Below are 14,372 nucleotides of genomic sequence, written 5' to 3'. Positions count from 1 at the left end.
GACGGAGAATAGAGAGGAAACTAAATTAGAATGACGTTTTCAGAATTAGGAATCTCAGAAAAAACAGCTGCCGCCCTTAAACGCCAGGGGATTTCAGCACCTACACCCATACAGGAGAAGACAATTCCTGCTGCACTCGAAGGATTGGATCTTATTGCAAAAGCACAAACAGGAACGGGAAAAACCCTTGCGTTCGTCCTTCCGATTCTTGAAAAAATAGAGGTGGAGCGGAATGAACTGCAGGCACTCATTCTTGCCCCGACAAGAGAGCTTGCCATTCAAATAACGGCGGAAATTAAGAAGCTGACAGACAGACTTGGAGGATTCGGAATCCTCGCCGTTTACGGAGGACAGGATGTTGAGAGGCAGATAAAAAAGCTTGGCCGCGGCATTCATATTGCAGTTGCAACGCCTGGCAGAATTCTCGACCACATCCGCAGAGAGACCATCGATCTATCCGGCGTTTCCATGCTTGTCATTGATGAAGCGGATCAAATGCTGCTCGCGGGCTTCCATAAAGATATTGAAGACATCGTATCCCAAACCTTCCAGTCCCGCCAGACGATGCTTTTCTCAGCCACGATCACGCCAAAAGTGAAAGAGCTTTCCAGACAATACATGTCGAACCCGAAAGAAATCACGGTGCAGGAAAAGAAGGTTACGGTCGAAAAAATCAATCAGCTTGTGATTGAAACGAATGACAGAGCCAAACAGGCAGCCCTGTTCCGCTTTCTTGACGAGCAGCAGCCCTTCCTTGCCATTATTTTCTGCCGGACAAAGATAAGGGCCGGCAGACTGATTGATGCGATGAAAGCCCGGAAATATGAAGCAGAAGAGCTTCACGGAGATCTTTCTCAGGCGAAAAGAGAAAAAGTCATGAAGCTTTTCAGAGAAGCTAAAATTCAATATCTGGTCGCAACAGATGTTGCCGCACGCGGAATTGACGTAGAAGGAATCACTCACGTCTACAACTATGATATGCCCCAGGATGCAGAAACCTATATCCACCGCATTGGAAGAACAGGACGTGCCGGAGGAGACGGTATGGCGATTACATTCGCCGCTCCAAAAGATATGGACGACCTGAATACGGTTGAAAAGGGCATAGGCATGAAGCTGCCAAGGCAAGTGATTGACATTCCTTCGTCTGAATACACCTCGCAGCCGAAAAATAAAGATCAGGTGTATCGCCCTGAAAAAGAAAAAAGAGAACAGCCGCGCCGTTTTAAAACGAGGAGATAACGATGGCAAATCCATGGGCACCGGACCAGACTATTACAGTCGATCACGCAGAACAGCTTATATCAAAGGATTTTCCCGAACTGCATCCGGTTCATGCCGAGCTGCTCGGGTATGGATTTGACAATACGGTTTTCAAAGTGAACGGCCAGTATGTTTTCCGGTTTCCGCGGAGAGAAATAGCGGTTGACCTGCTGAAGACAGAGGAGAGCGTGCTTCCACTTCTCTCAGGTCTTGGAATGGCTGTTCCAGTCCCCTTATTCAGCGGAAATCCCGGATGCGGCTATAAATGGCCATACCTTGGCTACAGGCATGTGCCTGGAAAAACGCCGGTTAAATGGAATGGGGAACAGCAAAACCAGAATGCGCAAAAGCTTGCTTATTTCTTAAAAGCATTGCACGGCATCCCTGTTGAGACAGCCGGAAAATCCGGTGCTGAGCCGGACACACTTGGAAGACTTGATATGAACAAGCGCATCCCAATGTTAAGGGAGACGGCAGCTAAGCTAAGTGATCTCCTTCCGGAAAGTCCAATTGTAAAGCAGCTGAAAACATATGTGGAAAAACGGAAGCCATTGAAACAGGACAGCTCCAATTGCCTGGTACACGGGGACCTGCACATACGCAATGTTCTCGTAGACGAAGAAGGTTCCCTTACAGGAGTGATTGATTGGGGAGATCTTCATATCGGGCATCCGGCAGTTGATCTCTCGGCGGTTTACGGATTTTTCACTCCCTATGCAAGAAAGGTGTTTTTTGAGATATACGGTAACGTGAGCTCCGCAACTGCAGAACTTGCGAGATTTAAAGGAACCTATACACTATCCCTGCTTTTGCTCTACGGAATCGACCAAAAAGACAATGACTTAATCAGTTTGTCTGAGCAGGCTCTTGGGACAGCTATGATTTAACGGAATCCAGATACGGATTCCGTTATTTTTTTTGAAATGGCCGGTTACGATTTTGAACAACATTGGCCACAAGAAAACAAAATCCTTACAAAAAAATCCAAAAATATATTTACAGCGTAACAATGTTATGTTACATTCAAACTAGACAACGTAACAATGTTTTACTAAAGGAGGATTGACTTGGAACAAGAGGTGATTTCAAAAAAAGAACTGCTTGATGAAACCGGAATTTCTTATGGCCAGCTTTACAGATGGAAGAGGAAAAACATCATTCCTGAAGAATGGTTTATAAAGAAATCAAGCTACACCGGCCAGGAGACGTTTTTCCCGAAAGAGAAGATTCTTGAACGTGTGGAAGCGATAAAAGGAATGAAAGATGAGTATTCCCTTGACGAATTGTCGGCGTTTTTTTCACCGAAGCCTGCGGAAGTGACGATGAAGGAAGATCTGCTCGTGAAGTTTCTGAAGCCCCAGACATTGAACGCATTTGGTGATCTTTTCACGGGTGAAAGTTATGATTTCCACTCCATTCTTTTTCTTTCGCTCGCAGAAGACCTCCGGGTAAAGCTCAATGATGATCAGTGCAGAGAAATGCTTGAATTTTTGGCGGGCAGGTACAGGGAAGCTGAGCATAAAACAAGTGAACTTGTTGGATTTGAAAAGAACGGGGTCACCATATGGGTGATTATCAGTCCGCCTTCTGAGGTCATTGCGGAAGCGGAAATGCTTGTGCGGATCAATTTGGAAGACAAGGTTAATCAGTTAAAAAAACGGCTTTCGACCATTTAATAATAAGGGGATGGGGAAAATGGAACAGGCAACGAAACGGCATGATTTAAAAATAAATGGATCCGGTTCTGCAGGCGGCGGACAGTATGAGGATGTATCCATCAGCGGAAGCGGAAAGATCCATGGGGACGTTGAATGTGAAAGCCTGAAAATTGACGGTTCCGGTAAAGTGGAAGGATCTGTTCTTGCAGAGCAGATTAAAATCTCCGGATCTTCAACGTTAAAGGGAAAGATTGAAACAAAACTGCTCAAAGTCAACGGCAGCACAAAGTTTGAAGAAACGGTTTCTGCAGAGGAATTTACGGTGAACGGATCTGCAAAAATGCTGAAAGAATTGACGGCCGGGGAATTTAAAGTGAACGGGTCTGCAAAAGTGATGGGAAAGATTCAAGCAGAGCGTGTGGAAGTAACGGGACTGCTGAGTGCATCAAAAGACTGTGAAGCAGAGAGCTTCCGTTCAAGCGGAGTGATCCATATCGGCGGACTGCTCAGTGCGGATCAGATCGAGATTTGCATGGATCACTATTCAAAAGTGAAAGAAATTGGCGGTGAAACGATCACTGTGAGTGTCGAAAAATCATTTAGCCTGTTCCGCCGCCTGTTTCGTTTTCTGAATTCAGACCCTTATCTTCAAACAGAGGTTATTGAAGGAGATACAATCCGCCTTCAGAATACAAAAGCCAAGCTTGTCAGGGGAAAGGATATTTCAATTGGTGAAAACTGTGAAATCGGAACGGTTGAGTATACAGGGAGCCTTGATGTCCACCCGAAGGCAGCTGTGCAGGAGTCTGTGAAGGTGTAACGTTGTAAGTCATAAACAAAAAAAATCCGGCACACCGATGTGCCGGATTTTTTTTGTGATTAAGCCTGCTCCGCCCATTCTTCTACATTCCAGACCTTTGTGACCCAGTCTTCATAAAAGTCAGGTTCATGGCAGACAAGGACAACGGTCCCTTTGTATGCTTTAATGGCTCGTTTCAGCTCTTCTTTCGCTGTTACGTCCAAGTGGTTCGTAGGCTCGTCAAACAGCAGCCAGTTTGATTCGTTCTGAAGCAGTTTGCACAGGCGCACCTTTGCCTGTTCGCCTCCGCTCAGCTGATTAAGCGGACGGGAAATGTGTTCATTTTTCAGGCCGACACGTGCGAGCATCGCCCGTACCTGATGCTGGTCAAGGCCAGGGAAAGCACTCCACACGTCGTCAATCGGCGTAATGTTTTCCGCTTTTACTTCCTGCTCAAAGTAAGAAGGATAAAGGAAGTCTCCAAGCTGGATCGACCCGCCAAGAGGCTTGATTTTTCCTAAAATTGTTTTAAGCAGGGTGGATTTTCCGACCCCGTTGCAGCCGACGATTGCGATTTTTTCCCCGCGTTCGATCGTCATCGTCAGTTTTGGAAGCAGAGGCTGCGTATAGCCGATTTCGACGTCTTTTCCTTCAAAAACATAACGGCTGCTACCGCGGGACTCTTTAAATTCAAATGTCGGTTTCATCGCTGTCTCAGGGCGGTCAATCCGCTCCATGCGGTCAAGCTGCTTCTGGCGGCTTTTTGCACGTCCGGTTGTGGAATAACGCGCCTTGTTTTTAGCGATGAAATCCTCCTGTTTTTTAATGAAATCCTTCTGTTTCTCATACGCGTTAATGTGCTGGTTCTTGTTGATTTCCGCAAGCTCCAGGAATTTTTCATAAGTTGCTGTGTAGCGCGTCAGCTTTGAGAACTCAAGATGGAAAATGACATCAACAATCCCGTTCATGAATTCCGTGTCATGCGAAATCAAAAGGAATGCATGAGGATATTCTCTCAAGTAATTGCTGAGCCAGTTAATATGCTCAACATCAAGGTAGTTCGTCGGCTCATCCAGAAGAAGCACTTCAGGCTGTTCAAGCAGCAGCTTTGCAAGGAGAACCTTCGTCCGCTGCCCGCCGCTAAGGGCTGATACGTCGCGGTCGAGTCCGATGGCATCAAGGCCGAGCCCGCGTGCTGCTTCCTCCACCTTCATATCAAGCGAGTAGAAGCCTCCGGCGTCCAGGTGATCCTGAATTTCCCCCATCTTTTCAAGGAGATCTTCAAGCTCTTCAGGAGAGGCATCTCCCATCTTCGCGATGACTTCGTTTAACTCTTCTTCCTTTTTATACAGGGGCAGGAATGCGTCCCGTAAAACGTCTCTGATCGTTTTCCCTTTTGAAAGGACGGTATGCTGATCAAGGTATCCGTAGTGAACACCGGGTGTCCACTCGACTTTTCCTGTGTCATGGATCAATTCTTTTGTCAGGATGTTCATCAGCGTCGATTTCCCCACGCCGTTCGCTCCGACAAGGCCTACATGCTCACCCGGCAGAAGCCTGAAGGATACATCTTTAAATAAAGTACGGTCGCCAAACGTATGGCCTAATTTATCAATTGTAAGTAAACTCATGTTCTTTTTAACCCTCCGCTGCTTTCTAAACGTTTCATTCTACCATCATACTAAATCCGGGTTGTTTAAGCTATACCGCAGAAGCGGAACATTATGGCACAATGTTGTCTGAAAACGGGAAAAAAACTGCGGTGGCGCAGCTAGGAAAGGTGTTTGCTTCTTACGTCCGCGAGCATGCGGTCAATGCAGTCGAGGATAATGCTTTTAGGCGTATCAGAGTTTTCTTTCAAGATGATGCAGGTTTTTCCTGTAATTCTCGTTGCAAGGTCTTCATGGTATGGGGCAACGATTCCGGGGTCCATTAAATAAAACATCAAACCTTTTTCACGGCTTGCAAAGCCTGCAGCAGGTTCGCCCGAAAGCGAATAGACCGGAAATCCGTATTGAAAGCCCTCCTCCACAAACGGAAGGGCAGCAAGTATTTTCTTGCGCAGCAGAACCATATCTGCCAGGTGGTTGATATTTGCCTTTGAAAAGTAATTCTGTACTTCAGCGTGCATGACTGAACCTCACTTTCAGTGTTCGTGCTAAACAGCCTCCTGTCTCTGAATATGGTAACATATGAGAGAAATCTTGTTTTTTTTCAGGACAGGGGGATGGGTATGGAACGGGATTTAGAACGCTATTTTGACAGCTTCAAAACCATAAATAAAATAGAAAAAGGGTTCTCATATGATAATAAGTATCTTGCAGTGGATGAAGACGGGAAGAAATATGTCATTCGCACGGCAGATTTGAATCAGCAGGCTTCTAAGCTTAAAGAATATGAAATGCTAAAAGAAGCTGAAAAACGCGGTGTTCAGTCATCAGGCCCTGTTGATTTCGGGATCATTGAATCTTTGAATATCTGCTATATGATCGTCCGTTATATTGAGGGTGAAGAAGCGTTGGGCGTACTTCCCGGGCTTACTGTCAGCGAGCAGTACGAGATTGGCTTTAAGGCCGGCCTTGAGCTGCATGCTCTGCATGCAATTCCGGCGCCGCCGTCGCCTCACATATGGTATGAGGCCGCTTCTGCCAAGCATCAGCGATATGCGGACGCATATGTTGGGCTCGACATCCAGCTTGAGTATGGTGACCGTGCCGGTCAATTTATTGATGAACATCTTCACTTGCTTAAAGGCCGTCCGCGCACTTTTCAGCACGATGATTTTCATCCCGCAAATCTGATCGTGAAAGACAGGAAATATGCAGGCTGCATTGACTTTAACCGCCATGATTTCGGTGATCCATATCATGATTTTTATAAAGTGGCCCTGTTCAGCAGGGAAGTAAGTGTTCCCTTTTCGGCAGGACAGATTGACGGTTACTTTAAAGGCGTCATTCCGCATGACTTTTGGGCGCTGTACAGTGTCTATGCAGCAATGAGCATCTTTTCAGCCGTTGTCTGGACGAAAAGAGAAACACCGCATCTGATGGATCAGATGCTCTCAAGGCTCAATATGATTGCTGCAGACCATTCAGATTTTGACCAGTGCGAGCTGGAGTGGTACAAAACCTTCAGCGTGAAGATGTGATACGATATACTATCGAATGAAAGTGAGGAATGTGACTATGGGAAAAATCGCAGTACTTGCAGAAAAACCTTCTGTAGGAAGGGACCTTGCAAGAGTGTTACAGTGCGGAAAAAAAGGCAACGGGTATTTTGAAGGCAGCAAATACATTGTGACATGGGCTCTTGGCCATCTTGTTACACACGCAGATCCTGAAGCGTACAGTGATTCCTACAAAACGTGGAAGATGGAAGATTTGCCGATGCTTCCAAACGAGCTGAAACTCGTTGTAATAAAAAAGACAAGCAAGCAATTTCATGCGGTAAAAGCCGTATTAAACCGCAAGGACGTTACAGAAATCGTTATCGCGACAGACGCCGGACGGGAAGGCGAGCTTGTTGCACGCTGGATTATTGAAAAAGCACATGTCCATAAACCGATTAAACGGCTGTGGATTTCATCTGTGACGGATAAAGCTATTAAAGAAGGCTTCAAAAAGCTGAAAAACGGAAAAGAATATGAGCCTCTTTTCCATTCTGCTGAAGCAAGAGCGGAGGCGGACTGGATCGTCGGGATGAATGCGACCCGTGCGCTCACTACGAAGCACAATGCCCAGCTGTCATCAGGCCGGGTTCAGACACCGACGCTTGCCATTATTGCAGCGCGCGAAGAAGAGATCAGGCAGTTTCAGCCGAAAACCTACTACGGCCTGAAAGCCCAGACAAAAGAGGGGCTGCATCTCGTCTGGCAGGATGCAAAAACGAAGGATATCAAATCCTTTCAACAGGAGAAAGTGGACGCTATATCAAAAGTGCTTACCGGTAAGGATGCTGTCATAGTGTCGGCGGACAAAGCACGCAAAAAGACATTTTCTCCTGCCCTGTATGATCTGACAGAGCTTCAGAGGGATGCGAATAAGCGGTTCGGCTACTCGGCCAAAGAAACGCTGTCCATCATGCAAAAGCTCTATGAACAGCATAAAGTGCTGACGTATCCAAGAACAGATTCGCGCTTTTTAAGTTCAGACCTTGTCGATACACTTGCAGAACGGGTAAAAGCCTGCGGAGTAAAACCATATGCTAAAGCAGCGATGAAGATTCTCCAAAAGCCAATCAAGGCGAATTCGTCATTCGTGGATGACAGCAAAGTTTCTGATCACCACGCCATTATTCCAACGGAAGAAACGGTGATTGCATCTGCCTTCAGCGACAAAGAGAGAAAAATTTATGATTTAGTCGTCAAGCGGTTCCTTGCTGTTCTTTCTCCGGCATTTGAATATGAGCAAACATCCCTCACGTGCAAGATTGGAGATGAGACCTTCCTTGCAAAAGGAAAAGCGGTCCTCTCTCAAGGGTGGAAAGAAGTGTATGAGTATGAAGAGGAAGACGATAAGGACGGCCTTTCAGAGCAGCAGCTTCCGGTTCTGAACAAAGGTGACGTGCTGAGCGTTCAGTCACTTGTACAGACGAAAGGAGAAACAAAGCCTCCTTCCCGCTTCAATGAAGCTTCCCTCCTTTCAGCGATGGAAAATCCGGCAAAATATATGTCCGGGAATGCAGATCTAAAGAAAGTCATCGGCGAAACCGGCGGTCTTGGAACCGTGGCAACCCGGGCTGACATTATTGAAAAGCTGTTCAACAGCTTCTTAGTTGAGAAAAAAGGAAAAGAACTTTTCGTCACTTCTAAGGGCAAACAGCTTCTCGAGCTTGTGCCGGAAGACTTAAAATCGCCTGCCCTCACAGCGGAGTGGGAACAAAAGCTTACGCAAATCGCCAAAGGCAAGCTTGCAAAGCAGGCCTTCGTCCAGGAGATGAGGGGCTATGCAAAAGCGGTTGTCCAGGAAGTGAAAAACAGCAGCAAAACCTTTAAGCACGATAACCTCGTCGGCAAAAAATGCCCTGAGTGCGGCAAGCTTCTTCTTGAAGTGAACGGCAAAAAAGGGAAAATGCACGTGTGTCAGGACAGGGAGTGCGGCTACAGAAAAGGAATCGCGCGCACAACCAATGCCAGATGCCCAGTATGCCATAAAAAGCTCGAGCTTCGAGGCGAGGGAGACGGACAGTTCTTCCTGTGCAAATGCGGCCACCGCGAAAAGCTCTCCTCCTTTACGGAACGCAAAAAGAAAACCCAGAACACAAAAGTGTCCAAAAAAGAAGTCGCAAACTACATGAAAAAACAGAATGATGAATTATCAAACCCCGCTCTGGCAGATGCCCTGTCCAAGCTGAAGTTTGACTGACATGCAGCAGTCCCGGTTTCGGGGCTGTTTTTTTTGTGTGTGGTAGGGTTTGCAGGCGGTGATTTCCGTACCCTGCAAGATTGAAAAACGATGTGGGGAGGGTAAGGAAACGGCGGAATCTTACCCTGCCAAGTTGAAAAACGATATGGGGAGGGTAAGGAAACGGTGGAATCTTACCCTGCCGAGCTGAAAAACGATATGGGGAGGGTAAGGAAACGGCGGAATCTTACCCTGCCGAGCTGAAAAACGATATGGGGAGGGTAAGGAAACGGCGGAATCTTACCCTGCCGAGCTGAAAAACGATATGGGGAGGGTAAGGAAACGGCGGAATCTTACCCTGCCGAGCTGAAAAACGATATGGGGAGGGTAAGCAAACACTGGAATCTTACCCTGCTAAACCGTAAAACGATGTGGTAGGGTAAGCAAGCACCGGAATCGTACCCTGCTAAACCGTAAAATGATATGAGAGGGTAAGCAAAAGCCTGACGGAGTATGCTGAACAGCCTAACTTTTGGAATCCGCCAATGCTCTTGCCGTTTTAAAAACACCCCTTCCCAAACTAGATACAAAGTCTGAGAGTTTGAACATATTGCAGAGTTTACCCCCTCTGCAGCAAGGGTAAAAAGAGGTTTGGTGCACTCTTTACTTATTTATCCTTAAAAAGAAAAATTTTTAATAAAAACACTTTCAATTCCATTAAAAGAAAGGACTGGAATAAATATGACTAAAGTATGATGAAAATGTGACATTTATTTGAACGACTGATGAAATGTTCGTGACATTTGATGAAGGGTACTCACATGATGAAGCCTGCTCTGCTAGCATATAGAGGAAAAGAAAACGAAAACATCGTTTTTCTGCCATAATTTAAACGTGCTTTTTTTGCAAAAAGCATGCATAATAGTCATGCCATTAATTAGGAAGGAAGGTGAACCTGGTGTTCAAGCTGTTTAAACCGTTTTATGCGTTAGGTCTATTACTCTCTGTCTTTTTTCTGGGCGGATGCAGCAACTATGTGATCCTGGATCCGAAAGGACCTGTTGCAGCTGCACAAAGTGACCTCATTCTTTTGTCGATAGGTTTTATGCTTTTCATTATAGCTGTTGTGTTTGTTCTGTTTACCCTCATTGTCATTAAATACCGTGAGCGAAAAGACAACCTTGAATATGAGCCGCCTGAAATGGAAGGCAGCAAATTCTTAGAGATTGTCTGGACAGTTATTCCGATTCTGATCGTAATTGCTCTGTCTGTTCCGACCGTTCAAACTATTTATGCACTTGAAGAGCCGCCTGAATCATCTAGAGATAAGGAGCCTCTGGTTATACATGCAACATCGGTTGACTGGAAATGGATTTTCTCTTATGAAGAAGAGGGAATTGAGACTGTTAACTACTTAAACATTCCTGAAGACCGTGCTGTCCTGTTCAAGCTTACTTCTGCTGATACAATGACAGCTTTCTGGATTCCGCAGCTTGGAGGACAGAAATATGCGATGTCCGGCATGCAGACTAAGCTATACCTGCAGGCAGATGAGCCTGGAACGTATGCAGGCCGCAACGCGAACTTCACGGGTAAAGGCTTTGAAAGACATACATTCGATGTAGAAGCCATGCCTGAAGAAGAGTTTGAGAAATGGGCTGAAGAAACAAAAGGTTCTGCACCTGAGCTTACGCAGGATCAGTATGATCAGCTTATGATTCCTGGAACAACTGGAGAAATGACATTCTCCAACACTCACCTTGAGTGGGTGGACCATTCAACAGACTCTGAATATGCAGTGAGAGTCCGCGAACAGTCCGGTTATGAGCTTCACAAGCACGATGAAGTCGAGCACTTGGAGAAAATCGATCCAAATAAAGAAATGAACATTGATCATACACAAAAATCAGAAGGTCACACAGGACATGGTTCAGAACATTCTGAACATGAGGGTGCAGATCATTCTGAGCATCAGTCAGACGAAAAGACTGAAGAAGAACATTCTCACTGAGAAGGGAGGAAACATCAACTATGAAATGGGATGAATTTATTGTAATGGGAGACCCGCTGATACTCGGCGCCCAAATCTCAATACTGCTTACATCCATCGCCATTGTGGCAGGCCTTACCTACTTTAAAAAGTGGAAATGGCTCTGGACAGACTGGATTACGACTGTCGACCATAAGAAGCTTGGAATCATGTATATCATTGCTGCCATTCTGATGCTGTTCCGCGGGGGAGTAGATGCTCTCTTAATGCGCGCCCAGCTGACATTGCCAGATTCAGAGTTTCTGAATTCGCAGCATTACAATGAAATCTTCACGACTCACGGAACGATCATGATTATCTTCATGGCGATGCCGTTTTTGATTGGTTTAATGAACGTTGTTGTTCCTCTGCAAATTGGAGCGCGCGACGTTGCTTATCCGTATCTTAACTCATTAAGTTTCTGGACATTCTTTGTCGGTGCGATGCTGTTTAACATTTCATTTGTTATCGGCGGATCACCTGATGCAGGCTGGACGAGCTACACGCCTCTCGCAGGCAACGAGGCAAGTCCCGGACCTGGACAGAACTACTACCTTCTTGGCCTTCAGGTTGCCGGTATCGGTACACTCCTGACAGGTATTAACTTCATGGTCACGATCTTGAAGATGCGTGCGCCTGGTATGACGCTTATGCGCATGCCGATGTTCACTTGGACATCTTTAATCACTTGTTTGATTATCGTGTTCGCTTTCCCTGTACTGACAGTTGCGCTTGCGCTGATGTCATTTGACAGGCTGTTCGGAACAGCTTTCTTCACCCTTGAAAACGGCGGTATGCCGATGCTTTGGGCGAACTTGTTCTGGATTTGGGGCCATCCTGAGGTTTACATCGTTATCCTGCCTGCGTTCGGGATTTTCTCAGAAATCATCTCAACGTTTGCACGTAAAACATTGTTCGGCTACAAAGCGATGGTTGTCTCCATCGTTGCAATCTCTGGTCTAAGTTTCGTCGTTTGGGTTCACCATTTCTTCACGATGGGTTCAGGAGCACTTGTTAACTCGTTCTTCTCCATCACCACAATGGCGATCGCCATACCGACGGGTGTTAAAATATTCAACTGGCTCTTCACGCTTTACAAAGGAAGAATCAGATTTACTGTACCAATGCTCTGGTCACTTGCGTTTATTCCTAACTTCGTCATCGGCGGGGTAACAGGGGTTATGCTTGCGATGGCAGCAGCAGACTATCAGTACCACAATACGTACTTCCTGATTGCTCACTTCCATTACGTATTGATCGCCGGAACCGTGTTCGCATGTTTCGCAGGTCTGATTTTCTGGTATCCGAAGATGTTCGGACACAAACTGAACGAAAAAATCGGGAAAGTCAGCTTCTGGCTGTTCACGATCGGTTTTAACATCTGTTTCTTCCCAATGTACTTCCTTGGACTCGCCGGCATGCCACGCCGTATTTCAACGTATGGCGCTGCAGACGGATGGACGGGGCTTAACGTAGTAGCATCCATTGGTGCAATTGGAATGGCCCTTGGATTCGTTGTTCTTGTATACAACATCTACTACAGCTTCCGCTACTCTCCACGCGAGCAAACTGGAGATGCTTGGGACGGACGTACGCTTGAATGGTCTACAACTACAATGATTCCGCCTCACTACAACTTTGCGGTTACACCTGAGGTAAAGGGTCTTGATGCATTCTGGCAAATGAAAATGGAAGAAAAAGAAACAGGCAAGAAAAAAGAAGTTGAGTACAAGCCGATTCACATGCCTAACTACTCAGGCAGACCGTTCATCATGTCCATGTTCTTTGGAATCAGCGGTTTCGCTCTTGTCTTTGAATGGTGGATTCCTGCCATTGCCGGTTTAATCGGAATCTTTGCCTGCATGATCCTTCGCTCGTTTGAAGAAGATCATGGCTACTATGTAAGTGTTGAAGAAATTAAAGAAACAGAACAAAAAATATCTGTGTAAAGGAGGCGTGAATGATGGAACATGCACATCATCATGAAGAACATGATCCGAGTGTGCCTCTTGAATATCAATCTGAAATAGGAAGGTTGAATATTCTTGGCTTCTGGATCTTCCTTGGTGCTGAAATTGCCCTGTTTGCAACGCTGTTTGCGACTTACTTCGTTCTTGCGCCGATGACAGCAGACGGCCCGCTGCCGACTGATCTGTTTAAGATTGAAGGCGTCTTGATCATGACGTTCCTGTTGCTTACAAGTAGTTTCACATGTGGCCTTGCAATTCACGAGTTGCGCCGCCACAACCAAAAAGGCGTCATCATGTGGACAATCATCACATTGGCCCTTGGACTTGGATTTGTCGGTTACGAAATATATGAGTTTGTAGAGTATGTTCACCATGGTGCTACATTGCAGTCAAGTGCAATGTGGTCAGCATTCTTTGTTCTTGCAGGAACCCATGGACTTCACGTCACCATCGGGATATTCTGGATCAGTTTCATCTTGATGCAAGTAAAGAAAAGAGGATTAACTCCTCAAACATCAGCCAAGCTGTTCATCTCAAGTCTTTACTGGCATTTCCTTGATGTTGTCTGGATTTTCATCTTTTCGGGAGTATACCTGCTCCTCATGATGGGAGGATTAAGTCCGCATGGCCACTAATCAGCAAAAAACAGCAGGGGATCATAACCACTTTCCGTGGAGTCACGTGATTGGGTTTATCTCCTCGATTGTACTGACAATCGTCGCACTTTGGATTGGATTATATACTGACTTTTCATTATCTATTAAAATAGCTGTTGTTTTCACTCTCGCATTCCTTCAAGCTGGCATTCAGCTCTTCATGTTCATGCACATGACGGAATCAGAAAGCGGAAACGTACAGGTTGTCAATACAGCATTCGCGATCTTTGTTGCCGTTGTAACAGTTCTTGGATCTGTATGGGTAATGAACGATCATTAATAAACAGAAAAAATCCCGGACTTTAGTGTCCGGGATTTTTTTATTTGATGATATCCAAATTGCTTTTAGGATCGGCTTTGCGCTTTAAGATCGGCTTAGCGTAAATCAAGTAGGCTGCAACATGGGCGAACACCAGGTTAACCAGGAAGAGGGAACCCCCGATTATGTGAAGCGGCATGGCGAGCTCCATTGTGGCAAACATTCCGAAGTAAACCCACAGCATTAAGATGAACGGTATATGAAGGAGCGCCAGGCTTTTTCGCTGATCCCACAAGAAGAGCGGCGTAGCACTTACAATGAGCAAATAGACGAAGAATACATCCATGTTTAACAACTCCCGTTTTAGTTTATTGTCAACGCTTACATAATTGAAAA

13 protein-coding genes are annotated in these 14,372 nt (G+C 45.8%); 10 read left to right on the top strand and 3 right to left on the bottom strand.

The window, feature by feature from the left end; genetic code table 11:
• Window positions 1-30 precede the first annotated feature (30 nt).
• The 4 genes from JOJ89_RS20470 (at window position 31) to JOJ89_RS20455 (ending at window position 3,741) form a co-directional block, all read left to right on the top strand.
• Window positions 31-1,242: a DEAD/DEAH box helicase gene (locus tag JOJ89_RS20470; RefSeq protein ID WP_203289207.1), complete on the top strand. Its 1,212-nt coding sequence runs from the start codon at window positions 31-33 to the stop codon at window positions 1,240-1,242.
• 2 nt (window positions 1,243-1,244) lie between these two features.
• Window positions 1,245-2,150, top strand: coding sequence for a phosphotransferase (locus JOJ89_RS20465; RefSeq protein WP_203289206.1), 906 nt, complete (start codon window positions 1,245-1,247; stop codon window positions 2,148-2,150).
• Between the two features lie 180 nt (window positions 2,151-2,330).
• Window positions 2,331-2,939 (top strand): DUF4004 family protein, encoded by a 609-nt coding sequence (locus JOJ89_RS20460; RefSeq protein ID WP_203289205.1) that lies wholly within the window; start codon window positions 2,331-2,333, stop codon window positions 2,937-2,939.
• A 19-nt stretch (window positions 2,940-2,958) separates the two neighbouring features.
• Window positions 2,959-3,741, top strand: a complete 783-nt coding sequence (locus tag JOJ89_RS20455; protein ID WP_029283156.1) for a polymer-forming cytoskeletal protein — start codon at window positions 2,959-2,961, stop codon at window positions 3,739-3,741.
• A 59-nt stretch (window positions 3,742-3,800) separates the two neighbouring features.
• On the opposite strand, the gene JOJ89_RS20450 is transcribed toward JOJ89_RS20455, so the two are convergent.
• Both JOJ89_RS20450 and JOJ89_RS20445 read right to left on the bottom strand, forming a co-directional pair.
• Entirely contained in the window at window positions 3,801-5,351 is a 1,551-nt protein-coding gene (locus JOJ89_RS20450) for an ABC-F family ATP-binding cassette domain-containing protein (RefSeq protein ID WP_203289204.1), read from the bottom strand.
• A 140-nt stretch (window positions 5,352-5,491) separates the two neighbouring features.
• A complete protein-coding gene (locus JOJ89_RS20445; protein ID WP_203289203.1) occupies window positions 5,492-5,851 on the bottom strand; it encodes a DUF1801 domain-containing protein in 360 nt (119 codons plus the stop codon).
• Window positions 5,852-5,953: 102 nt separating this feature from the next.
• Between JOJ89_RS20445 and JOJ89_RS20440 the strand changes: the two genes are divergently transcribed.
• The 6 genes from JOJ89_RS20440 (at window position 5,954) to qoxD (ending at window position 13,997) form a co-directional block, all read left to right on the top strand.
• Window positions 5,954-6,868 (top strand): aminoglycoside phosphotransferase family protein, encoded by a 915-nt coding sequence (locus JOJ89_RS20440; RefSeq protein ID WP_242524641.1) that lies wholly within the window; start codon window positions 5,954-5,956, stop codon window positions 6,866-6,868.
• A gap of 37 nt (window positions 6,869-6,905) precedes the next feature.
• Entirely contained in the window at window positions 6,906-9,083 is a 2,178-nt protein-coding gene (locus JOJ89_RS20435) for a DNA topoisomerase III (protein ID WP_203289201.1), read from the top strand.
• A 937-nt stretch (window positions 9,084-10,020) separates the two neighbouring features.
• Complete coding sequence (qoxA, locus tag JOJ89_RS20430; RefSeq protein WP_081414221.1) at window positions 10,021-11,073, top strand: cytochrome aa3 quinol oxidase subunit II; 1,053 nt, start codon at window positions 10,021-10,023, stop codon at window positions 11,071-11,073.
• A 20-nt stretch (window positions 11,074-11,093) separates the two neighbouring features.
• Entirely contained in the window at window positions 11,094-13,040 is a 1,947-nt protein-coding gene (gene qoxB / locus JOJ89_RS20425) for a cytochrome aa3 quinol oxidase subunit I (RefSeq protein ID WP_029283169.1), read from the top strand.
• Window positions 13,041-13,054: 14 nt separating this feature from the next.
• Entirely contained in the window at window positions 13,055-13,696 is a 642-nt protein-coding gene (gene qoxC, locus JOJ89_RS20420) for a cytochrome aa3 quinol oxidase subunit III (RefSeq protein WP_203290403.1), read from the top strand.
• Entirely contained in the window at window positions 13,686-13,997 is a 312-nt protein-coding gene (qoxD, locus tag JOJ89_RS20415; RefSeq protein ID WP_029283173.1) for a cytochrome aa3 quinol oxidase subunit IV, read from the top strand. The genes qoxC and qoxD overlap by 11 nt, the downstream gene beginning before the upstream one ends.
• A gap of 40 nt (window positions 13,998-14,037) precedes the next feature.
• On the opposite strand, the gene JOJ89_RS20410 is transcribed toward qoxD, so the two are convergent.
• Window positions 14,038-14,322 (bottom strand): spore morphogenesis/germination protein YwcE, encoded by a 285-nt coding sequence (locus JOJ89_RS20410; RefSeq protein WP_029283175.1) that lies wholly within the window; start codon window positions 14,320-14,322, stop codon window positions 14,038-14,040.
• Window positions 14,323-14,372 lie beyond the last annotated feature (50 nt).

It is taken from the genome of Metabacillus sp. cB07 (assembly GCF_016839225.1).
GTDB lineage: Bacteria > Bacillota > Bacilli > Bacillales > Bacillaceae > Bacillus_P > Bacillus_P indicus.
Note: the sequence above shows the minus strand (reverse complement) of the source record. Positions and strands in the feature narration are given on the sequence as shown.